Genomic DNA, 20,385 nt, shown 5'->3' with positions numbered 1-20,385 from the left:
ACCCCCGATGCCCGATCTGCTGATTGAACTCTTTTCCGAAGAAATCCCGGCCCGCATGCAGGCGCGTGCGGCTGAGGACCTGAAGAAACGCGTGACCGATGGCTTGGTCGAGGCGGGTCTCACCTATGCCGGTGCCGCAGCGCTGTCGACACCGCGCCGTCTGACACTGGCCGTCGACGGCCTGCTGGCGGAAAGCCCCACCATCCGCGAAGAACGCAAAGGCCCCAAGGTCGGCGCGCCGGACAAGGCAATCGAGGGCTTCCTGCGCGGCGCAGGCCTGACCCGTGATCAGCTGGAAGAACGCGAAACCCCCAAGGGCGCGGTCTATTTCGCCCTGATCGAAAAGCCGGGGCGTGCGGCGGCAGAAATCATTGCCGAGGTGCTGGAAGCCACCATCCGCACCTTCCCCTGGCCCAAGTCCATGCGCTGGGGCGCCGGAACTTTGCGCTGGGTGCGCCCCTTGCATTCGATCCTCTGCATCTTGTCGGATGAGGCAGGCGCGACCGTGGTGGATCTGGACATCGACGGTATTAAATCCGGCAACACCACCCGCGGCCACCGCTTCATGGCGCCGGACCAGATCACCGTCACCGGCTTTGACGACTATGCCGCCAAGCTGAAGCGCGGGCATGTGGTGCTGGACCCCCGCGAACGGGCCGAGGCGATCTGGCAGGAGGCCACCAATCAGGCCTTTGCCAGCGGCCTGGAGGTGGTCGAAGACAAGGGCCTTTTGGCCGAGGTCGCCGGATTGGTGGAATGCCCGGTGGTGCTGATGGGCGCCATCGACGCCGAATTCCTGGAGCTGCCGGCCGAAGTGCTGCAGACGTCCATGAAGGAGCACCAGAAGTTCTTCTCGGTCAAAAACCCCAAGACAGGGCGGATCGAGAAATTCATTACCGTTGCCAACCGCGAGACGGCGGACAATGGCGCCACCATTCTGGCGGGCAACCAAAAGGTGCTGTCGGCGCGGCTGGCCGATGCCAAGTTCTTCTGGGAGAACGATCTGCGCACCGCCAAGTCCGAGGCTGGCATGAGCGCTTGGGTCGAAAACCTCGGCAATGTGACCTTTCACAACAAACTGGGCACCCAGGCGGCGCGGATTGACCGCATCGCCGCGCTGGCCCGCGAAATCGCACCGGTGGTTGGCGCCGATGCGGATCTGGCAGAGCAGGCCGCGCGGATGGCCAAGGCCGATCTCAGCTCTGAAATGGTTTATGAGTTCCCGGAACTGCAGGGCCTGATGGGCCGCTACTATGCCCAGGCCGCGGGTCTGCCGCAGGAAGTGGCAAACGCCTGCGAAGCGCATTACTCGCCGCTGGGTCCGGGCGATGATGTGCCGGCGGAGCCGGTTTCCGTGGCCGTAGCGCTGGCCGACAAGCTGGACACGCTGACCGGCTTCTGGGCGATTGATGAAAAGCCTACCGGGTCGAAAGACCCGTTTGCGTTGCGCCGCGCTGCGCTGGGGGTGATCCGGCTGGTGCTGGAGAATGATGTGCGGGCTGGTCTAGACGCCATTTATGTCGATGCTCTTCTGGGGCTGAGCCGGCAGCAAAACTTTTTGCTGGGCAAACAGCATGATGCTCGGTTGGGGAAAATCGCTGGGGAGCTTGAATTGCCTGTGGAAGCGCTGGCAAAAGCCATCGATTCTGAACGGCGTAACCCATCTACGGACTCTGGGGTGATCCGAAAGGCGTTGGAAGCAACGAAGGGAATGTTTGAAAAGGCCGTTGAAGACACGGGTCTAAAAAAGGCTTGGGGTGACGCAGAAGACCTCCTCTCTTTCTTCCACGACCGCCTCAAGGTCTTCCTGCGTGATCAGGGCATCCGCCACGACGTGATCGACGCCTGCATCGCCATGGACGGAAACGATGACCTGACCCTGCTGGTCAAACGCGCCCGGGCACTCGAAGACTTCATGAAGACCGAGGACGGCACCAACCTCCTGCAGGGCTTCAAACGCGCCAACAACATCCTGTCCCAGGCGGAGGAAAAGGACGGCGTCGAATACTCCTATGGCGCCGACCGCAAATTTGCCGAGGATGACGCGGAAAAAGCCCTGTTTGATGCGCTGGAGGCTGGCGGGGCGGCGATCTCTCCGGCCATCGAGGCCGAAGATTTCGCGGCAGCCATGCGGGGCATGGCCGCCCTGCGCGCGCCGATCGATGCGTTCTTTGAGGCAGTGCAGGTGAATGCGGACAGCGAAGTGGTCCGCCGCAACCGCCTGAACCTCCTCAGCCAGATCCGCCAGGTTTGCGGCCAGGTGGCGGATCTCACCAAGATCGAAGGCTGAGAGAGCCGCCCGCTCTTTCACCTTTCCAAAAATACTCCCGCCGGAGGCGCCGGCCTTGCCGCAAGGGAAGGCCGGTTTTCTTTTGCAGAACCGCGCTCAGTTGCCGGAGGGCGGTTACAAGCCCCTTGCGCGATCATGTCTTGTCCTTATGGTGACTTGCAAAGGAGACGTGCTGCAGTGCAGAAAGATTTCGAACAGATCCCGCCGGCTTCCCTTATCACCGCGACCGCACCGATTGCCGCCACCACCCATGGCGGGCGGGCGAAATGCCTGCAGCGGCTGGAGCGGCTGGACCTGCCGGTGCCGCGCACAGTGGCGCTGTCTTTTGACGCGGTGCATTCCATTGCCGAAGGCCAAATGCCGGACCTGACAGCAGTGCTGAGCGAATTCGACCCGGAGGCGCTGCTGTGCGTGCGCCCGTCTTCCGAGGATCCGGATTGGGGCGGACCGGGCGCGATCCTGAACATCGGCATGAACGACGCGCGCTATGTGGACCTTTGCGACAGTCTGGGGCGGGAGGCCGCCGCGGCTTTGTTCCTGCGCTTTGTGCAATCTTACGCAGTGCATGTGGCGCGGCTGGACCCGGATGTGTTCGACGATGTCGAGGATGGCGGCCCGGACGCGCTGAGCGAGATCCTGCACGCTTACGAGGCGGAAACGGATGAGCCTTTCCCGCAGGATCCAGGCGAACAACTGGCGGCGGTGCTGCGGTCGATGGCGCGTGCCTGGGAAGGCACCTCGGCGCGGCTGTTGCGCCAGGCCAAGGGCGCACCTGCTGATGCAGGCCTGGGGCTGGTGGTGCAGGAAATGATCCCCGGTGTCGGCCAGGGCGAATGCGGCTCCGGCGTGCTGCAGCTGGTGAATTCGACCACCGGCAGTCCGCGGCTGACCGGACGCTACCTGAGCCAAAGCCAGGGGCGCGATGCGCTGGGGGCAGGGGCCAAGGCGCTGTATCTGGCCAGGGACACGCGCGGACTGTCGCTGGAGGAGCTGGCGCCGGAGGCTTTTGCGGACATTCAATCCCATGCCGCGCTGATGCGTGAGAAGCTGCGTGAGGAAATGCAGCTGGAGTTTGTCATTGAAAACGGGCGTGTGCATATCCTGGACGGGGTGCGGGTGGCGCGCTCGGCGCAGGCTGCGGTGCGGATTGCTGTGGCGCTGGCCGAAGACGGCATTATCCCGCAGGAAGAGGCGCTGTTGCGGGTGGATGCGCATATCCTGAACGAGATGCTGCACCGCCAGGTGGCGCCGGATGCGGAACGGGATGTGATTGGCAGCGGCATCGCCGCCAGTCCGGGGGCTGCCACGGGCAAGCTGGTCTTTACCGCCGCCGGGGCGCAGGCCAGCGCGTCCCGCGGGGAGCCCTGCATTCTGGTGCGCCGGGAAACCTCTCCTGAAGATGTGCGGGGGATGCATGCCGCTGCCGGGGTGCTGACCGAAAAGGGCGGCATGACCAGCCACGCTGCGGTGATCGGCCGCGGGCTGGGGCTGCCGTGTATTGTCGGCGCCCTGAACATGAAGTTCCACAGCAAGCGCAAGATGCTGGAGGCGGCGGATGGCCGGGTGTTCCGGGCTGGTGACATCATCACGATCGACGGCAGCAGCGGCCATGTGCTGGCGGGCCAGCCGGCGATGCTGGAGGCGGCCCAGGACGGGGCGCTGCAAACCTTGCTGGCCTGGGCGGACGATGCCCGCGATATTGGCATTCGCGCCAATGCTGATACGCCGGAAGATGCTGAAACCGCACGGAAATTCAATGCGCAGGGCATCGGGCTCTGCCGCACGGAACACATGTTTTTTGAGCCCGGCCGCCTGACGGTGATGCGGGAGATGATTTTTGCCGAGACACCGTCAGGGCGGGCTGCGGTGCTGGAGCGGCTGCTGCCGATGCAGCGTGACGACTTCCGAGAACTGTTCCGGATCATGGAGGGGATGCCGGTCTGCATCCGCCTGTTCGACCCGCCGCTGCATGAATTCCTGCCTGCCACCAAATCCGGCCAGCGGGAATTGTCCGAAGCGTTGGGCATCCCGGTCAGCGATGTCACCCGCCGGGTTGAGGAAATGGGCGAATACAACCCTATGCTGGGCCTGCGCGGTGTGCGGCTGGGGGTCACGGTGCCGGAAATCTACGACATGCAGGCGCGGGCGATTTTTGAAGCCACATTGGAAGCCTCGGAAGAAGGCGAGCCTGTGGTGCCAGAGATCATGATCCCGCTGGTCTCGGCCAAGCGCGAGGTGGAGCTGGTCAAGGCCCGCATCGATGCGGTGGCCGCGGCGGTCAAGGCAGAGCGCGGCGAGGACTTTACCTACCGGCTGGGCGTCATGGTGGAAACACCGCGCGCGGCGCTCAGGGCGGGCGAGATTTCACCGCATACCGCGTTCCTCAGCTTTGGCACCAATGACCTCACCCAGATGACCTATGGGCTGTCGCGCGACGATGCCGGGCGGTTCATGTCGGACTACGTGAACCAGGGGGTATTTCCCGAGGATCCGTTCCATGTGCTGGACACCGACGGGGTGGGAGAGCTGCTGAAACTGGGCGTTCAGCGCGGCCGGGCGGAAAACGGGGAGATCACTCTTTCAATCTGCGGCGAGCACGGCGGCAACCCCGAATCGATTGCCTTTTGCCGTGACGCGGGCTTTGATTACGTTTCATGTTCCCCGTTCCGGGTACCGGTTGCGCGTTTGGCCGCAGCCCAGCTGGCAATTTCCGGAATAACCGGGCAGACAGCGCCAACATACACAAAATATTAAGAAAAATTGGGCCATCCAGCAGCCGCCGATGTAACACCGGCGGTGGGCTTGTGTTCCTCGTGAGTGCGGTTGCTGCCCGAACGCTGGACGTTTCGGGTCTTTTACCTTAAGGGATGCGACCGCATGTGCCGGGGGAACCGGGCACAAGCTGCTAGGACGGGGGAACCCTGAATGAAATTGTTGACTATGATTGCCGTGATGGCTGCCACCATCGCGATGGGTAAGAGTGTTGCTGCCGAAACCGGTCTGGGTACGCTGATCGAGCGTGAACAGGCCAGTTTGAGTGCAGTTCCTGCGCGGAAGTTCAGCGGATTTTTCGGGATCCGCAACAACGCGTTCAAGAGCCGCAAGGCACGGCCGCAGATCGAATACAGCAAGGCCTGGCTGGATGCCCAGCCGAAAGCTGCCGGCGGCGAGCAATTCGCCTGTCTGGCCGAAGCGCTGTATTTCGAAGCCCGCGGCGAAACCGTAAAGGGCCAGTTCGCAGTCGCCGAAGTGATCCTGAACCGGGTCAAGAGCGCGCAGTTCCCGAATTCGCTTTGCGGTGTGATCAAGCAGGGAACCGGGCGCAAGTACCAGTGCCAGTTCACCTACACCTGCGATGGCCACAAGGAAGTGATCAACGAAAAGAAGGCGTATCAGCGGGTGGCCAAGGTAGCACGCGCCGCGCTGAACGGGCTGAAGTCAGAGCTGACCGGCGGTGCGACCTACTATCATACCACCGCGGTCCGGCCGCGCTGGAGCCGCACCTTTACAAACACCACGCGCATTGGTGTGCATCTGTTCTACCGGGACGAACGTTACCGGACGGCGCTGAGCAACTGACCGCCTGAAGGCGGCACGCCAGTGCCGCTTTCAGCCACTGGCGTGGCGTTTGCGGGCCTGTTATGACGGCGCTGAAATACTATTGTTGGGTCCCATCACCTGACACTGCCAGCCAAAGGCCCGTTTTCCCATGCCCTCTGAAATCCGCCTTGCCTTTGCGCACCCGTCCGAGCGTTCCGTGGCCACTGCTGCGCCCGGACCGCTGGACCGCATATCCTTGCGGGATCACACTGTCGAGGTGGAGATCGGCGCGTTTCAGGCCGAGCGCGGCACCACCCAGCGGATCTGTTTCAATGTGGTGGTGGAAATCTCGCCGCTGCCGAAGGACCTGGACGACGATGTCGACCGGATCCTGTCTTATGACAAAGTATCCGAGGCAATCGCGCATGAGCTGGCGGCCGAACGGCTGAACCTGCTGGAAACCCTGGCCGAACGCGTGGCCGAGCGGATCCTGCTGGAGCATCAGGCCGTGCGTGCCTTTGTGCGGATCGAGAAACTGGACCGCGGACCCGGGGCGCTGGGCGTCGAGGTGGTGCGCTCCAAGGATCAGATCACCCATCCGGTGGACGAGGAAGAGCGCCCGCATCCGCGGCTGATGTATCTGTCTAACGAAGCAATCAACAGCGGTAACCTGACTGCCTGGATCGACCAGATGGAATGCCGCCAGCGGCCGCTGATCCTGTGCGTTGGCGCCCACCTGCTGGAGGTTCCCACCACCGGCCACAAATGGACACAGCGCCGGATCGATCTGCTGGCAATTGAACAGAATGCCTGGCGCCTTGCCGCCAAGGATGACCGTTGCGTGGTGGTCTCGACCCGGACCGAGCTGGACTGGGCGATGAAGAACGGCCAGATTTGCGTCTGGGCGCCGTCCAAGATCGTGCTGGACGCGGTGGAAGGCCCCTCGGCGCCGCCGTCGAACTCGGTTGCGCTGGCGGCCTGGTTTGCGGCGACCTTTGAGGCGGGTGAAATGATTGTGCTTGGCGGGGATTTGCCTGATAATCCCGGTGTCCCCTTGCGGGCCGTCAGCGTGGAGCAAACACAACTGTGATATATTACCGGCCATTGGTTCAGCATGGCGAGGCGCGCTCCGAAGGTGCGGTCCCGCTGGCAGGCAGTGCCCTGTGGTTTACCGAGGTTGAAATCCTGAGCCGCGACGCACCGCCGCGGATTGCACCGGTAGGGCTGGTGCCTGAGAAGGAGCGCCGCCGCTTAAGCGCGCGGCGTGCGTCGATCGCCGGGCTGGATATGACCCAGCCGCAGATCATGGGCATTCTCAATGCGACTCCGGACAGTTTTTCGGACGGCGGCCGGCATTCCGGTGTCGAGGCCGGCAAGGCGGCTGCCTTGCGGATGGTGGAGGAGGGCGCCGCGATCATCGACGTGGGCGGCGAATCCACCCGCCCGGGCGCCGAAGAGGTTTCCGAGGCTGAGGAAATAGACCGCACCGCGCCGGTAATCGCCGCAATCCGGGCGGCAAGCCCGGTGCCGGTCTCCATTGATACCCGCAAGGCCACTGTGGGCATGGAAGCGATGGAGGCGGGGGCCAACCTGCTGAACGACGTCTCAGGCTTTACGTTCGATCCGGCGCTGGCACCGTTGGCGGCCCAGGCCAGCGTGCCGGTCTGCATCATGCATGCGCAGGGCGATCCGGCCACCATGCAACAGGACCCGCATTACGCCAATGTGCTGCTGGACGTTTATGACTTCCTGAGCGATCAGATCGACCGGCTGGAAGCCATTGGCGTGGTCCGCGAACAGATCGTGATTGATCCCGGCATCGGCTTTGGCAAGACGCAGGCGCATAACCTGACGCTGTTGCGCAATCTCAGCCTGTTCCACGGGCTTGGCTGCCCTATTTTGCTGGGCGTGTCCCGCAAAGGTTTCATCGGTAAAATCGGCAAGGAGCCGCGCGCGGATGCCCGTGCGCCCGGCTCAATCGCCGTGGGGCTTGCGGCCCTGGGGCAAGGCGTGCAATTCCTGCGGGTGCATGACGTTGCTGAAACGGTTCAGGCACTGCGACTTTGGCAGGCCGTCCGCTGAGGCTTTTGGCAGGAAAAGCATAATGCGTAAACTCTTTGGCACTGATGGCGTGCGCGGCACTGCCAATACCCATCCCATGACCGCCGAGATGGCGCTGCGCATCGGCGCCGCCGTCGGGCGTTACTTCCGGCGTGATGGCACTGGTGTGCACCGGGTGGTGATCGGCAAGGACACCCGGCTGTCCGGCTACATGTTCGAGAACGCGCTGACGGCGGGCCTGACCTCCACAGGCATGAACGTGCTGTTGCTGGGTCCGGTGCCGACGCCCGCGGTGGGGCTGATGACACGGTCGATGCGGGCCGACCTGGGGGTGATGATATCGGCCAGCCACAACCCTTCCGAGGATAACGGCATCAAGTTCTTCGGCCCCGACGGGTTCAAACTGTCGGACAGCGCCGAGATGGAGATCGAAGCCCTCATCGATGCGGGAGTCGAAGCCGCGCAGGCCGCCAATATCGGCCGTGCCAAGCGGATTGACGATGCCCGCTTCCGTTACGGCGAACGGGTCAAAAGCTCGCTGCCGCGCAATCTTGGCCTGAACGGGCTGAAGGTGGTGATCGACTGCGCCAATGGTGCGGCCCACCGGGCGGCGCCCGAGGTCCTGTGGGAGCTGGGCGCCGAGGTCATTCCGGTTGGCGTCTCGCCGGATGGTTTGAACATCAATCGCGGCTGCGGCTCGACCCAGCCGCAGACCGCCGCTGAGGCAGTTGTGGCACATGGTGCCCATGCCGGTATTTGCCTGGATGGCGATGCCGACCGGGTGATTGTGATTGATGAGACCGGCACCGTGGCCGATGGCGATCAGCTGATGGCCTTGCTGGCCACCCGCTGGGCGGAACAGGGCCAGCTGGCAGGCGGCGCGCTGGTCGCGACGGTGATGTCGAACCTGGGGCTGGAACGGCACCTGGAAAGCAAGGGGCTGGGACTGGAGCGCACTTCCGTCGGCGACCGCTATGTGGTGGAGCGGATGCGCGAGGGCGGCTTTAACCTGGGCGGCGAGCAGTCGGGCCATATCGTGATGAGTGATTACGCCACCACCGGCGACGGTCTGATGGCGGGGCTGCATTTCCTGGCTGAGATGGTACAGACCGGCAAATTGGCGTCTGAGCTGGCGCATCAGTTCCAGACCGTGCCGCAGCGGCTGCGCAACGTGCGCTTTCAGTCCGGCCAGGCGCCATTGGAAAATGAGCGCGTGCAGGAGGCGATTGCCGCTGCCGAGAAAGCACTGACCGGTCAGGGGCGTCTTTTGATCCGCAAGTCCGGAACCGAACCTCTGGTGCGGGTAATGGCGGAATGCGAGGACGCGGGGCTGATGGCGCTGGCAGTTGACAGCGTGGTGGCTGCGGTTGAGGCCGCCGTCGCAGAGTAACTTGGCTGGGGGCGCTTAGCCGCCTTTGGTGAACAGACGGCTTAGCTTGCCGAACTGGCTGAGGCCGAGACCGCCCAGGATCATCCCCATTGCCAGCAGCATCGAGGGCGGCAGGTCCTCGCCCAGGAAGACAGCACCCAGCACCACGGCCCAAACCGGCACCTGATAGTTGGTCAAGGTCATGAAGGTTGGTCCCGCTTCCCGGACCACGATGACCCGCAGCAGGTTGGCAGCAGCAGTGGGGATCAGGCCGAGGATGGCGGCAATCGCCAGTGTCTTTGTGTCCGGCATCACTGGCGGGCCTTCGGTGAGCCAGGCCACAGGGAAGATGATGAAGCAGCCGATCACCAGGAAAATTGCCGCCAGCCCCAACGGGTCCGCCGACGGCAGGCGGCGGGTCAGGATCGAGCTTACCGAGTAACAAGCGGCGGCAGACAGGCAGGCGGCCCGGCCATAGGGCTCCAGCGCGGCGCCGCTGGTCTCAAACGCCTTGCCGCCGATCAGCAGTGCCACACCGGCAAAACCGATTGTAAAACCAATCAGGCGGCGCAGGGTCATCTGCTCTCCTGGCACAAAGAAATGCGCCAGCGGCAGCACCATCAGCGGGATCGCCGCCATGCTGACGCCGGTAAAGCCCGAGGAGACATGCTGCTGGCCCCAGGAGATCAGCATGAAAGGCAGGGCGGTGCTAAGGATGCCGATGATGATGATAGAGGGCCAGTTGGCCTCGCCCCGGAACAGCTTGAACCCGCGCCAGCCCCAGATTGCGCCGAGCAAAAGGGCCGCAAATCCGATCCGCCCGGCGGCCAGCCAGAACGGTGTGATGCCTTCCAGTGCCAGCTTGATCAGCAGAAAGGTGGCCCCCCAGACCAAGCCAAGTGTGGCAATCATCAGCCAGTAGCGCGGGGCGATGCCGGGCATGGGTTTCTCCTGCGGTTCACGGGGCGAAAAGACCCCGCTGGGCGGACGGGGTCAATGGTAATTTCTTTGTTATCGATCGAAGTGTTTTTGACACTAGACCGCGCGCGGGCGGCGGTTGCGGCTGAGGAGCAGCCCGCCGAGAATCAAAGCCAAAGCTGCAAACAGCTGCGGCGGCAGGGTTTCCCCCAGAAGGGCTGCGCCAAAGATCACCGACCAGACCGGCACCTGATAGTTCACGGTCGACAGGAACGCAGGACCTGCGCTGCGGGCGACCTGGACCAGCAGCACCTGCGCCAGCGCCGTGGGCAGCAGGCCGAGGTAGATGACGGCGCCCAGCGGCAGCGCGGCGGGCAGTTCCGGCACGCCTTCGGCCCAGAGGGCTGCCGGGGTCATCATCGCAGCACCGCACAGCAGCGCCGCGGCAGAGAGCGACAGCATGTTCACTTGCGGGCAAAGCCGGGTGATGATGGAGCCGATAGCATAACACAGCGAGGCGCCAAGACAGGCGAGGCGGGCCAGCGATTCAAAATCGGTTCCGGCAGAGCGGAAGGCGTCAAGACCGATCAGCACCACAACGCCGGCAAAGCCGATCAGGAAGCTGAGGGTGCGGCGCAGGGTCATATGCTCACCCGGCACCAGCACATGCGCCAGCGGCAGCACAAACAGCGGCACAACGGCCATGCAGACTCCGGCAAAGCCGCTGGCCACATAAGTCTGCCCCCAGCTGAGCAGGGTGAACGGCAGGGCGTTGGTGAAAAAACCCATGCCAATGGCGCAGGCCCAAATGATCCGGTCCTCGCGGTTGCGCAGGGTGGGCAATCCGATCCCCATGGCGGTGATCACACCGAGAAGGCAAAACGCGCCAATGGAAATCCGCAGCGCGGCGATGGTCATTGGCGGAAAGCCCCGCAGCGCCAGCGACACCGCCATGAAGGAAGCACCCCAGATCACTCCGAGGAACAGAAGTTTGGCCCAATTGGCGGCGCCGGGAGAGTCTGGCATGGAAATGTCTCAATGTCTCAATGTCTCGGAGCAAAAAAGGGCGCCCCAAAGTGGAGCGCCCTGCAGAGGTAAGGTCAGCGGAAATGTCCGCGGGCGCCTTAGTTCTTCTCTTTGTCGACCATCTTGCCGGCCGAGATCCACGGCATCATGCCGCGCAGCTTGGCGCCGGTTGCCTCGATCGCGTGCTCGTCGTTGGCACGGCGGGACGCTTTGATGGTCGGCTGGCCAACCGCGTTTTCCAGCATGAAGTCGCGGACGAACTTGCCCTGCTGAATGTCGTTCAGCACTTCTTTCATGCGGGCTTTGGTTTCGTCGTACTTCAGGATGCGCGGGCCGGTGACGTACTGGCCGTACTCTGCAGTGTTGGAGATCGAGTAGTCCATGTTGGCGATGCCGCCTTCATAGATCAGGTCGACGATCAGCTTCACTTCGTGCAGGCACTCGAAATAGGCCATTTCCGGTGCGTAACCGGCTTCGACCAGGGTCTCGAAACCGCAGCGGATCAGCTCAACCAGGCCGCCGCACAGAACCGCCTGCTCGCCGAACAGGTCGGTTTCGCATTCTTCGCGGAAGTTGGTCTCGATGATGCCCGAGCGGCCGCCGCCAATGGCGGAGCAGTAGGACAGGCCGGTTTCCAGCGCTTTGCCGGTGGCGTCGTTGTGAACCGCAACAAGGCAGGGCACGCCGCCGCCTTTGGTGTATTCGCCGCGCACGGTGTGGCCGGGGCCTTTGGGCGCCATCATGATGACGTCGACGCCTTCTTTCGGCTCAATCAGGCCGAAGTGCACGTTCAGGCCGTGGGCGAAGGCAATGGCTGCGCCCGGACGGATGTTGTCGTGGACGTATTTCTTGTAGGTCTCAGCCTGCAGTTCGTCGGGCATGGTGAACATGATCACGTCGCACCAGGCGGCCGCTTCTGCGATGCCCATGACCTGCAGGCCTTCGCCTTCGGCTTTCTTGGCCGAGGGGGAGCCTTCGCGCAGGGCAACGACAAGGTTCTTGGCGCCGCTATCGCGCAGGTTCAGCGCGTGGGCGTGGCCCTGGGAGCCATAGCCCAGAATGGCCACTTTCTTGTCCTTGATCAGGTTCACATCGCAATCGCGGTCGTAATAAACGCGCATGATCCACTTCCTTTCCATTGGTGTTTGAGGGCATCATAGGCATGTGGGCGGCGAACGCGATTGCTGTTGTACATGAATTTCGCGTTTTCTTTGCAGTAGTCATTCGCTGTTTCGCCTGATAGTGAAGAAATCATGCTTGATGATCTCGACAGGCGCATTCTGCGCTATATGCAAAGCGACCCGGAGCAATCGATTCCGGATCTGGCCGAACGGCTGGGCCTCACGGCCTCGCGCCTGTCGCGGCGGCTGGAGAAGCTTCGTGAGGCACGCGTGATCCTGGGCCAGCGTGCGGTGATCGACTGGCGGGCCCTGGGGTATGAGGTCGAGGTGTCGCTGCGGGTGACGCTGGACAAGACCAATCCGCGCGCCTTTGATGAATTCATTGAATCCGCCCGCGGCATTGCCGAGGTGATCGAGATCCAGACCTTTCTGGGACAGGTCGATGTGCGGCTTTCGGTGATTGCGCGCGACATGCCGCATTACCAGCAGATCTACCGGGCTGCCATTCTGAACCTGCCGCACATCACCGATATCGAGGCGCTGATGCATGTGGCGCGGATCAAGTCGGATGAGGTGCTGCCGGTATGAGCGCGCTGGATGATCTGGATTTTGCCATTTTGCGGGCGCTGTCGGAGGATGCGACCCTGTCGGCAGGCGCGCTGGGGCGGCAGCTGGGCCTCAGCCAGCCTGCCACCTGGCGGCGGATCAAGCGGCTGCAGGAGGCGGGGATCATCGCGGGCCGCAAGCTGGATCTCGATAAGGAGAAGCTGGGGTTCGGCGTCACTGTCTTTCTGGGCGTCAAACTGGCCACCAAGGGGCGGGTGTCCTTGGAGGATTTTGAGCGCGCGGTCTCTGCCATTCCCGAGGTGCAGACGGTGGAACATGTGCTGGGCATGTATGACTACCGCCTGCGGGTGACGGCGCGGGACATTTCCGACTTTGAGCGCGTCTTGCGCCGCCGGGTGATGACCCTGCCGGGAGTGGGCAATGTCGAGGCCAACGTGCTGCTGAGTGAGGAGCGCAGGCCGGGGCCGCTGGGCTGACACTTGTTTCCAATGGGAAACCCGCTTGGCGCAAATCCGGGTGGTTTTTGTCGTGACTGAGCTGTCTTTTTGCCAAGCTGCCGTCAGTATCCCCCTCCGGAGAACGGCCCGCGCTGTATGCCAAGGTAGGCTTTGCCAAATCCATCGGCACCGGCTAGCCGTTTCATTAGGAATACTAGGGAGGCCCAGATGGCACTGCTCGATACCGTGGACCCGCAGGGTCTGGATGAATTTTCAGTGGTTTTCACCGACCGCTCGCTCAATCACATGTCCAAGACCTTCCAGCAGGTGATGCTGGACATCAACGGGATGCTGAAAGAAGTCTATAACGCCGATGCCGTGGCGCTGGTGCCGGGCGGCGGCACCTACGCGATGGAGGCGGTAGCGCGCCAGTTTGCCCGCGGTGCAAACGCGCTGGTGGTGCGCAATGGCTGGTTCTCCTACCGCTGGAGCCAGATATTCGAGGCCGGCGGCTTTTCTGCGTCCTCGACCGTGATGAAGGCGCGCCGCACCGGCAATGAGAGCGCCTCGCCGTTTGAGCCTGCACCGATTGGTGATGTGGTGGCTGCAATCAGGGAGCAGAAACCGGATATCGTCTTTGCCCCGCACGTGGAAACCGCCGCGGGTGTGATCCTGCCCGATGACTATGTGACCGCCATGGCGGCCGCTGCGCATGAGGTTGGCGCGCTGGTGGTGCTCGATTGCATTGCCTCGGGCTGTGCTTGGGTCGACATGAAGGCAACCGGTGTGGACGTGTTGATCTCCGCGCCGCAGAAGGGCTGGAGCGCCTCGCCCTCTGCCGGGCTGGTGATGTTCTCGGAACGCGCGCTGGCGCGGCTGGAGGAGACCGCTTCGGACAGCTTTGCCCTGAACCTGAAACAGTGGCGCACCATCATGAAGGCCTATGAGGACGGCGGCCACGCCTATCATGCCACCATGCCGACCGATGCGCTGAAGGCGTTCCGCGATACCATGCTGGAGACCAAGGAATACGGTTTCGACCGCCTGCGCGACGCGCAATGGGCGCTGGGCAATGGCGTGCGGGCGCTGCTGAAGGACAAGGACATCACCTCGGTTGCCGCTGACGGTTTTGGCGCGCCGGGCGTGGTGGTGAGCTATACCAGCGATCCGGAGGTGCAGAACGGTAAGAAGTTTCTGGCGCTGGGCACTCAGATTGCCGCGGGCGTGCCGTTGCAGTGCGATGAGCCTTCGGATTTCCGCACCTTCCGGCTGGGGCTGTTTGGCCTCGACAAGCTGTACGGCGTGGATGCCACCATTGCGCGGCTGCAATCGGTCGTGGATCAGGTGCTTTAACGAAGAAACCGGATTGGGCTGCGCAAGGGAATATTGCTTGTGCGGCCCAGCCCATGGCGCAGGGTGAGGCAGATCACGCCAAGGCTGATGGCCAGCCAAACCCCGCCCCACAGCATGGCGGTGCCGCCGAATTCCTCGGCCATCATCCGCGCGTCGGAGCGCAGGTAAGAGCGCGCAATCGTGTCGTCCCAGATGTCGAGCGGCGCATAGATCATGCTGCTGATGCCGATCACCCGCAGGATCATGTCGTTGATGTTGAGGCTGAGGTAGCGCGAAGCCGCCAGCATCAGTGCGCCGGTTGCGAGGGTGAAGCCAAGTGCAAACAGATCCCGGACATAGAAGACCGCTACAGCCAGCGTGAAGGCGCCGAAGAGGGCAAGAACTTTCCTGTCCCAGTCGGTGCGAAGGGCGATCACAAATAGGGCGGCGCCAGTCAGCAGCGATCCCGTGTAGCCTGCGGACAGCGTCAGGAACCGGCTGCCGCCGCGCGAGACAACCATACCACCCTCATACGGGTCGATGGTAAGGCTGACCACATCACCGCCGGTGAGCAGGGTGGCGGCTGCGTGCGACAGCTCGTGCAGAAATACGGTCAGAATGCGCAAGGGCAGCAGCGCCGGGGTTTGCCAAAGGGCGGCAATTGCCAGCGCCAGACAAAGGAGCTGCCAGTGGCCTTTGAGGAAACGTCCGGCAGCCCGCATGTTACTTGGCACCCATCATTTAACACCCAGACCCATCTGCATCAGCGTCTTGCGCACCGGCGCCAGCGAATAAAGCGCGTTGAGGCCAAAGGCGCGCAGGTCACGCAAGGGGCGCGGCGCCAGCATCGATGTGCGATTGAGCAGGTCGATGCCTTTCACCCGCAGCATGATCTCATTGTGGCGGGCCTTGTGGTAGGCCGCCAGCATCTGCGCATCCCCCAGACCTTCGGGGCGGGCCTCGGCCAGCTCCAGCAGGCTGCGCAGATCGCCCAGCGACATGTTCAGCCCTTGCGCGCCGATTGGCGGCACCACATGGGCGGCTTCGGCCATCAGCGCCAGCCGTTCGCCATTCAGCCGCTCTGCCGACTGGCTGATGATCGGCCAAATGGTGCGGCGCGAGGCCAGTTTCAGATCACCGAACAATCCGCAGCTGCGTGTCGTCATCGCGGCCTCAAAGGCGGCGGGTTCCAGGTTCAAGAGTTCCTGCGCCTTGGGGCCGCGCTCCATCCAGACAATGGCTGAAGACGGCTGGCCCTGGTAGTCGGGCAACGGTACCAGGGTGAAGGGCCCGCCGGAGCGGTGGATCTCGGTTGAGATATTTTCATGCGGCACCGGGTGGGTGACGGCAAAGGCCAGCGCCTTTTGCCCGTAGCGGGTTGTCTTGACCGGAATTGCCGCGGCCTGGCGCATCGGCGAGTTGCGGCCGTCGCAAGCCACCACCAGTTTCGCGGTCACCTGGCTGCCATCGCTGAGGCTGACGCGCGCCTCATCGGTGCGGGTGAACAGGGCGGTGGTGGCGGTGCCGAACCGCAGATCCACATTGGGCAGTTCCGCCAGCCGGGCAATCATCTCGCGCCGCAACAGCCAGTTGGGCAGGTTCCAGCCAAATGGCTGGCCGGAGATATCGGCGGCGTTGAAATCCTTGACCACCCGCGGCTCGGGGCGCGCACCGCCGGCATCGACGATGCGCATGACCTGCAACGGCGCAGCGTGGTCCGCCAGCCGCGCCCAGATCCCGCAGCGCTCCAGCAGTGCCTGGGCGGGCTGCAGAAACGCGGTGGTGCGCAGGTCGGAGCCTTCGGCGTCACGCTCTGTCACCGGCGGGGCGGGATCGGCGCAAATCACGCTGAAGCCGCTGGAGGCAAAAGCGGCGGCCGCGGTCAGACCCGCAATGCCGCCGCCGGAAATCAGGATATCGCAGGTATTGGCCATCGTCTCAGCCCTCCGTTCTGCCGCCAGAAATAGGCCCGGACAGCGGGGGAAGACAAGCCGATAGCGGCAGATAGGGCGCTTAGCCGCGGGTGATGGAGATCAGCAGCGTGAACACCACCGGTACCATGCAGACCGCCGGGATGTAGAGGCCGGGAATGCCGAACAGCAGGATCGAACAGCCCCAAAGGCTGACCAGCGTTGCAATGGCGTAATAGAGGTTTTCATCCGGGCCGTAAGCGACCTCTTTGATCATCCGTCCCAGCAGCGGCACGGCAAACAGCATGCGCTGGATCAGGGTCAGGCGTTCGGGAAGGGCATATGCGCTCATCGGTCGGGCTCCAAGCATTCGGTTTCGGGGCGCATATAGGGAGGAAAACATGCGGCAAACAGGTATATTTTGCCGCAGTTGCAAAGATTTGCCGGTGTGCAGTTGTACACATCCCTGAAGGGGGCAAAAGACGTCTGAATGCGCCGCCTGCAAAGACGGGAACTCAGGTCAGAGCAGCCAGAAAACCCGTCAAATCTTCCGAATGATGATGAATGTGCGCGGCCCTGACCGGTTCCGGCGCCACATGCACCGTGCGCATTCCCATCTGGTGCGGGGCGGCAAGGTTGCGGGCGTCATCCTCGAACATTGCCGCTTGTTCCGGGGTTACGCCGGCGCGGGCAAAGACCCGGTCAAAGGCGCGCCGCTCCGGCTTGGGGTGGTAGTCCGCGTGTTCCACGCCATAGACGCCGTCAAACAGCCCCGACAGCCCGCGTGCGGCCAGCACCCGCTCTGCATAAGGGGCAGTGCCATTGGTATAGACGAACTTCCGGCCAGGCAGATTGCGGATGTTCGCCGCCAGGCCGGCGTCCTTTTCAAGAGGCTCCATCGAGATGTCATGCACCGCAACCAGATAGGGTTCCGGGTCCAGATCATGCTCGCGCATCAGCCCGGCCAATGTGGTGCCGTGTTCGCGCCAGTAATGGCTGCGCAGGTGGTCGGCCTTGGCCTTGTCCACGCCAAGGGCTGCCATCACATAGGCCGTCATCTTGACCTCAATCTGGTCAAACAGCCGTGCCGACGGCGGATACAGGGTGTTGTCGAGGTCGAACACCCATTGGGTGACATGGGAAAAGGAGTGCTTGGGCATGGTGCCGGATTAGGGGGCGGATGCCGCTATTGCAATCAAAAGCGCATTTTGACTGCGGGTTTTCAGCGCTTTAGCGCCATCAGGGTTGATTGCTGCCCCTTGCGCTGTAGAGATTGGCCAACTGAAAAAGACAGGAAGACCCATGAGCCAGAGCCGCAGCAACCAGAAAGATGCTTATGCGCTGATCCTCGAGGCGATCGACGTTGGCGTTTACAAGCCCGGCGACCGGCTGGTGGAGAGCGATCTTGCCGAACGCTTTGGCGTCTCGCGCACTCCGATCCGCGAGGCGCTGCAGCGGCTGGAGACGCAATCGCTGCTGGAGCGCGACGGGCGGTCGCTGATTGTCGCCTCGCTTGACCACAATCAGATGGCCGAACTGTATGTGGTCCGGCGCGAGCTGGAAGGGCTGGCAGCACAGCTGGCGGCACGCCATGCTACCGAAGAAGAGATTAAGGTGCTGAAGGAAATGGTCGAGGCCGATGATCAGCTGATCGGCGATCCGTCGGCGCTGTCCAAGGCCAACCGCCGGTTCCATGAACAGATCCATTTGGCGTCGCACAACCGCTATCTGGTGCAGCAGCTGGACCTGGTGCACCGGACCATGGCGCTGATGGCGACCACATCTCTGGCCGCCGAAGGGCGCAGCGAGATTGCCCAGTCAGAGCACAAGGGCATTGTTGATGCGATCGGCCGCCGCGATGAGGCGGCGGCGGGCGAGGCGCTGAAGGAACATATCTCGATCGCCTTCATGACCCGGCTGAAGCAGGACGCCAGCGGGCGGGGATAAACCGCCAGAGCCCAAGCCATGCACCGCGGCATTTGGATGCGGGTTTGATGCCGTGCGCCGTCTTGTCCCAGAAAAACGGCCGGACAAGCAGCTCATGCGCGGCTTTGGTGACAGCAATGGCGCCCATCGGATAGTAGAGGATCATCGCAGGCGCCCAGGCCGCCAGCCTGGGCCGACCCATGGCAAAGGCGGCGGTGACGCTGATGACCAGTCCCAGTAACTCGAAAAACACCAGCGCCGCGGCCGCCAGCGACAGCAGCAGCGGCGAAGCCGTCCCGGCGCTGGGGTGCGGCAGGCCAAGCGCTATCAGCCAGAACGACCACAAAACCGGCGCAAACAGGAACTGCCCGATGGTGCCCAGGAAGAACGCCTGAAAACCCAGGAACCGTTTCCAGCCAAGGTCACCCAGCAGCCGCAGCGGCTGGCGCATATGCACCAGATAGGTCACCATGAACCCTTTCAGCCAGCGCGAGCGCTGCTTAACCCAGGGCCAGGGACGGCAGTTGGCTTCCTCAAAAGTGGTGCTGGGCAGCATGCCGGTGCGGTAGCCGGCGCGGTAGAGGCGGACACCCAGATCCGCATCCTCGGTGACGTTATGGGCATCCCAGCCGCCCAGTTCCTCCAGCACCTTGCGGCGGATGAACATTGTCGTGCCGCCCAGCGGCACCACCAGGCCAAGCCGGGAAATTCCGTGCAGAACAATGCGGAACCAGCTGGCGTACTCCAGCGTGAAGCAGCGGGAGATCCAATTGGTGGCGGGGTTGTAGTAGTCAAGAACACCCTGAAAACACGCCGTGTTTCTGTCGGCGCGGGCAAAGGCCTGCGCCACCTGGTCCAGCTGATCCGCCTGCGGCGCATCCTCGGCATCCCAAACACCGATGATGTCGCCACAGCAGAAGTTCAGCGCATAGTTCAGCGCCCGCGGCTTGGTGGTCAGCCCGCCAAAGGCCGGAACCTCAACCACCCGGATCCAAGGCGGCAGGCGGGTGCCTGCAAGGGCTGCCCGAGTGACGGCGTCATGTTCCTCCAGCACCAGGATCACATCGGTCAGGGCCGGAGGGTAGCTGAGTTTGCGGATGCGGGCAAGCAGTGCACGGCTGATCTCGGCCTCCTGGTAAAGCGGCACCAGGATCGAGATGACGGGCCGGTTGCCCAAGCCGGTTTGACAGGCCAGGGGCATCTGCGCCGGAGGCCGGCAGCGGGTCCGGCCGGACCAATAGGCTGCAAGCCCGCAAAGCTTCAGCATGGTGAACAGCAGCACCGACAGCAGCGCCAGCAGGCTGAGAGCGGTGAAGACCGCCGCAGGGGCGGTCCAGCTTAGGTAAAGCGCGGGCAGGGCACAGACTGTCAGCAGTGCGCGGCCCCGTGCAGGCTGCAGGCTGCGGCAGCTTTGCCGCGGAGCCACGCTGCAGCAGGCCTGGCGCACCAGGGCGGGGCTGAAATGCGCGGTCAGCAAAGCGGTGATCTGCGCTTCGCAGGCCAGCACTGGCGTGATGCAGCCAAAACTGTCCTGCAGTTCGCCGCGCAGCATCTCGAATTGGTCCGGGTGGGCAATGGCAACGGTGACGGTTTGGCCGAATTGCATCCACGGAAGTGCAGAGTGGCGCAACCAGAACTGGGCGGGTTTGCGGGCTAGCAGCCGGGGATTGACGACCTGGCCGCTGAGGTCGGCGCGCTGCATCCGGTATTGCCGGGCCAGCGTGTCCTGGACCTGGTCTTCACTGGCCAGCCCCTCGGCCACCAGCACACGCCCAAGGGCGGCCTTCTGGTGCTGGCGCAGCACCAGCGCCTTCATCATGCCGCGGCCATTTACCGGCGGCGGCGGCCCCGGAGAATACTCCCCGGCGGGCCGCGGCGGGCGGAACTG

General features: G+C 63.4%; 18 protein-coding genes. 10 read left to right on the top strand and 8 right to left on the bottom strand.

Translation table 11 applies throughout. The features are described 5' to 3' along the window. The first annotated feature begins 7 nt into the window (after positions 1-7). The 6 genes from glyS to glmM all read left to right on the top strand — a co-directional run bounded on the left by glyS (position 8) and on the right by glmM (position 9,281). Entirely contained in the window at positions 8-2,290 is a 2,283-nt protein-coding gene (glyS, locus tag ETW24_RS14410) for a glycine--tRNA ligase subunit beta (RefSeq protein ID WP_129371690.1), read from the top strand. Between the two features lie 135 nt (positions 2,291-2,425). Further along, the gene (locus tag ETW24_RS14405; protein ID WP_254695618.1) at positions 2,426-5,044 is read left to right on the top strand and encodes a putative PEP-binding protein; all 2,619 of its coding nucleotides are present in this window, start codon (positions 2,426-2,428) and stop codon (positions 5,042-5,044) included. A 171-nt stretch (positions 5,045-5,215) separates the two neighbouring features. Beyond that, positions 5,216-5,869 (top strand): cell wall hydrolase, encoded by a 654-nt coding sequence (locus ETW24_RS14400; protein WP_237455669.1) that lies wholly within the window; start codon positions 5,216-5,218, stop codon positions 5,867-5,869. A 130-nt stretch (positions 5,870-5,999) separates the two neighbouring features. Next, positions 6,000-6,920: a dihydroneopterin aldolase gene (locus tag ETW24_RS14395; protein WP_129371688.1), complete on the top strand. Its 921-nt coding sequence runs from the start codon at positions 6,000-6,002 to the stop codon at positions 6,918-6,920. After that, entirely contained in the window at positions 6,917-7,912 is a 996-nt protein-coding gene (gene folP, locus ETW24_RS14390) for a dihydropteroate synthase (protein ID WP_129371687.1), read from the top strand. The genes ETW24_RS14395 and folP overlap by 4 nt, the downstream gene beginning before the upstream one ends. Positions 7,913-7,934: 22 nt before the next feature. Next, the gene (gene glmM, locus ETW24_RS14385) at positions 7,935-9,281 is read left to right on the top strand and encodes a phosphoglucosamine mutase (protein ID WP_129371686.1); all 1,347 of its coding nucleotides are present in this window, start codon (positions 7,935-7,937) and stop codon (positions 9,279-9,281) included. A gap of 15 nt (positions 9,282-9,296) precedes the next feature. Here the strand turns inward: glmM and ETW24_RS14380 are convergent, their stop codons facing one another. From ETW24_RS14380 to ilvC, 3 genes are all read right to left on the bottom strand, one after another. Beyond that, a complete protein-coding gene (locus ETW24_RS14380; protein WP_129371685.1) occupies positions 9,297-10,202 on the bottom strand; it encodes a DMT family transporter in 906 nt (301 codons plus the stop codon). Positions 10,203-10,295: 93 nt separating this feature from the next. Then, positions 10,296-11,204, bottom strand: a complete 909-nt coding sequence (locus ETW24_RS14375) for a DMT family transporter (RefSeq protein WP_129371684.1) — start codon at positions 11,202-11,204, stop codon at positions 10,296-10,298. Positions 11,205-11,302: 98 nt separating this feature from the next. Then, positions 11,303-12,325 carry a ketol-acid reductoisomerase gene (gene ilvC / locus ETW24_RS14370; protein WP_027259816.1) on the bottom strand — a complete coding sequence of 341 codons (1,023 nt, stop codon included), beginning with the start codon at positions 12,323-12,325 and terminating at the stop codon, positions 11,303-11,305. 132 nt (positions 12,326-12,457) lie between these two features. Between ilvC and ETW24_RS14365 the strand changes: the two genes are divergently transcribed. The 3 genes from ETW24_RS14365 (at position 12,458) to ETW24_RS14355 (ending at position 14,682) form a co-directional block, all read left to right on the top strand. Beyond that, positions 12,458-12,913 carry an Lrp/AsnC family transcriptional regulator gene (locus ETW24_RS14365; protein ID WP_129371683.1) on the top strand — a complete coding sequence of 152 codons (456 nt, stop codon included), beginning with the start codon at positions 12,458-12,460 and terminating at the stop codon, positions 12,911-12,913. Next, entirely contained in the window at positions 12,910-13,368 is a 459-nt protein-coding gene (locus tag ETW24_RS14360) for an Lrp/AsnC family transcriptional regulator (RefSeq protein WP_129371682.1), read from the top strand. Before ETW24_RS14365 ends, ETW24_RS14360 begins: the two co-directional genes overlap by 4 nt. 189 nt (positions 13,369-13,557) lie before the next feature. Further along, positions 13,558-14,682: an aminotransferase class V-fold PLP-dependent enzyme gene (locus tag ETW24_RS14355; RefSeq protein ID WP_129371681.1), complete on the top strand. Its 1,125-nt coding sequence runs from the start codon at positions 13,558-13,560 to the stop codon at positions 14,680-14,682. Here ETW24_RS14355 and ETW24_RS14350 read toward each other — a convergent pair. The 4 genes from ETW24_RS14350 to ETW24_RS14335 form a co-directional block, all read right to left on the bottom strand. Then, a complete protein-coding gene (locus tag ETW24_RS14350) occupies positions 14,679-15,383 on the bottom strand; it encodes a M50 family metallopeptidase (protein ID WP_129371680.1) in 705 nt (234 codons plus the stop codon). The two genes, ETW24_RS14355 and ETW24_RS14350, sit on opposite strands and share 4 nt — an antisense overlap. Before the next feature lie 15 nt (positions 15,384-15,398). Next, positions 15,399-16,595 carry a UbiH/UbiF family hydroxylase gene (locus ETW24_RS14345; protein ID WP_129371679.1) on the bottom strand — a complete coding sequence of 399 codons (1,197 nt, stop codon included), beginning with the start codon at positions 16,593-16,595 and terminating at the stop codon, positions 15,399-15,401. Between the two features lie 79 nt (positions 16,596-16,674). Next, positions 16,675-16,923 carry a hypothetical protein gene (locus tag ETW24_RS14340; RefSeq protein WP_129371678.1) on the bottom strand — a complete coding sequence of 83 codons (249 nt, stop codon included), beginning with the start codon at positions 16,921-16,923 and terminating at the stop codon, positions 16,675-16,677. A gap of 163 nt (positions 16,924-17,086) precedes the next feature. After that, on the bottom strand, positions 17,087-17,731 hold the full coding sequence (locus ETW24_RS14335) for a pyrimidine 5'-nucleotidase (RefSeq protein WP_129371677.1): 645 nt from the start codon (positions 17,729-17,731) through the stop codon (positions 17,087-17,089). A gap of 142 nt (positions 17,732-17,873) precedes the next feature. On the opposite strand from ETW24_RS14335, the gene ETW24_RS14330 reads away from it, so the two are divergent. Beyond that, positions 17,874-18,518, top strand: coding sequence for a GntR family transcriptional regulator (locus ETW24_RS14330; RefSeq protein WP_027259808.1), 645 nt, complete (start codon positions 17,874-17,876; stop codon positions 18,516-18,518). Here the strand turns inward: ETW24_RS14330 and ETW24_RS14325 are convergent. Beyond that, a complete protein-coding gene (locus ETW24_RS14325; RefSeq protein WP_441328122.1) occupies positions 18,478-20,316 on the bottom strand; it encodes a glycosyltransferase in 1,839 nt (612 codons plus the stop codon). The genes ETW24_RS14330 and ETW24_RS14325 overlap by 41 nt on opposite strands. Positions 20,317-20,385: the final 69 nt, after the last annotated feature.

Source organism: Leisingera sp. NJS204, from assembly GCF_004123675.1.
Taxonomy (GTDB): Bacteria; Pseudomonadota; Alphaproteobacteria; order Rhodobacterales; family Rhodobacteraceae; genus Leisingera.
This window is presented reverse-complemented; position numbering and strand designations above follow the sequence as displayed.

Coding starts and splice junctions, on each gene's coding strand:
- glyS (WP_129371690.1), top strand. CDS start 8: ATGCCCGATCTGCTGATTGAACTCTTTTCCGAAGAAATCCCGGCCCGC.
- ETW24_RS14405 (WP_254695618.1), top strand. CDS start 2,426: ATGTCTTGTCCTTATGGTGACTTGCAAAGGAGACGTGCTGCAGTGCAG.
- ETW24_RS14400 (WP_237455669.1), top strand. CDS start 5,216: ATGAAATTGTTGACTATGATTGCCGTGATGGCTGCCACCATCGCGATG.
- ETW24_RS14395 (WP_129371688.1), top strand. CDS start 6,000: ATGCCCTCTGAAATCCGCCTTGCCTTTGCGCACCCGTCCGAGCGTTCC.
- glmM (WP_129371686.1), top strand. CDS start 7,935: ATGCGTAAACTCTTTGGCACTGATGGCGTGCGCGGCACTGCCAATACC.
- ETW24_RS14380 (WP_129371685.1), bottom strand. CDS start 10,202: ATGCCCGGCATCGCCCCGCGCTACTGGCTGATGATTGCCACACTTGGC.
- ETW24_RS14375 (WP_129371684.1), bottom strand. CDS start 11,204: ATGCCAGACTCTCCCGGCGCCGCCAATTGGGCCAAACTTCTGTTCCTC.
- ilvC (WP_027259816.1), bottom strand. CDS start 12,325: ATGCGCGTTTATTACGACCGCGATTGCGATGTGAACCTGATCAAGGAC.
- ETW24_RS14365 (WP_129371683.1), top strand. CDS start 12,458: ATGCTTGATGATCTCGACAGGCGCATTCTGCGCTATATGCAAAGCGAC.
- ETW24_RS14360 (WP_129371682.1), top strand. CDS start 12,910: ATGAGCGCGCTGGATGATCTGGATTTTGCCATTTTGCGGGCGCTGTCG.
- ETW24_RS14355 (WP_129371681.1), top strand. CDS start 13,558: ATGGCACTGCTCGATACCGTGGACCCGCAGGGTCTGGATGAATTTTCA.
- ETW24_RS14350 (WP_129371680.1), bottom strand. CDS start 15,383: ATGCGGGCTGCCGGACGTTTCCTCAAAGGCCACTGGCAGCTCCTTTGT.
- ETW24_RS14345 (WP_129371679.1), bottom strand. CDS start 16,595: ATGGCCAATACCTGCGATATCCTGATTTCCGGCGGCGGCATTGCGGGT.
- ETW24_RS14340 (WP_129371678.1), bottom strand. CDS start 16,923: ATGAGCGCATATGCCCTTCCCGAACGCCTGACCCTGATCCAGCGCATG.
- ETW24_RS14335 (WP_129371677.1), bottom strand. CDS start 17,731: ATGCCCAAGCACTCCTTTTCCCATGTCACCCAATGGGTGTTCGACCTC.
- ETW24_RS14330 (WP_027259808.1), top strand. CDS start 17,874: ATGAGCCAGAGCCGCAGCAACCAGAAAGATGCTTATGCGCTGATCCTC.
- ETW24_RS14325 (WP_441328122.1), bottom strand. CDS start 20,316: ATGATGAAGGCGCTGGTGCTGCGCCAGCACCAGAAGGCCGCCCTTGGG.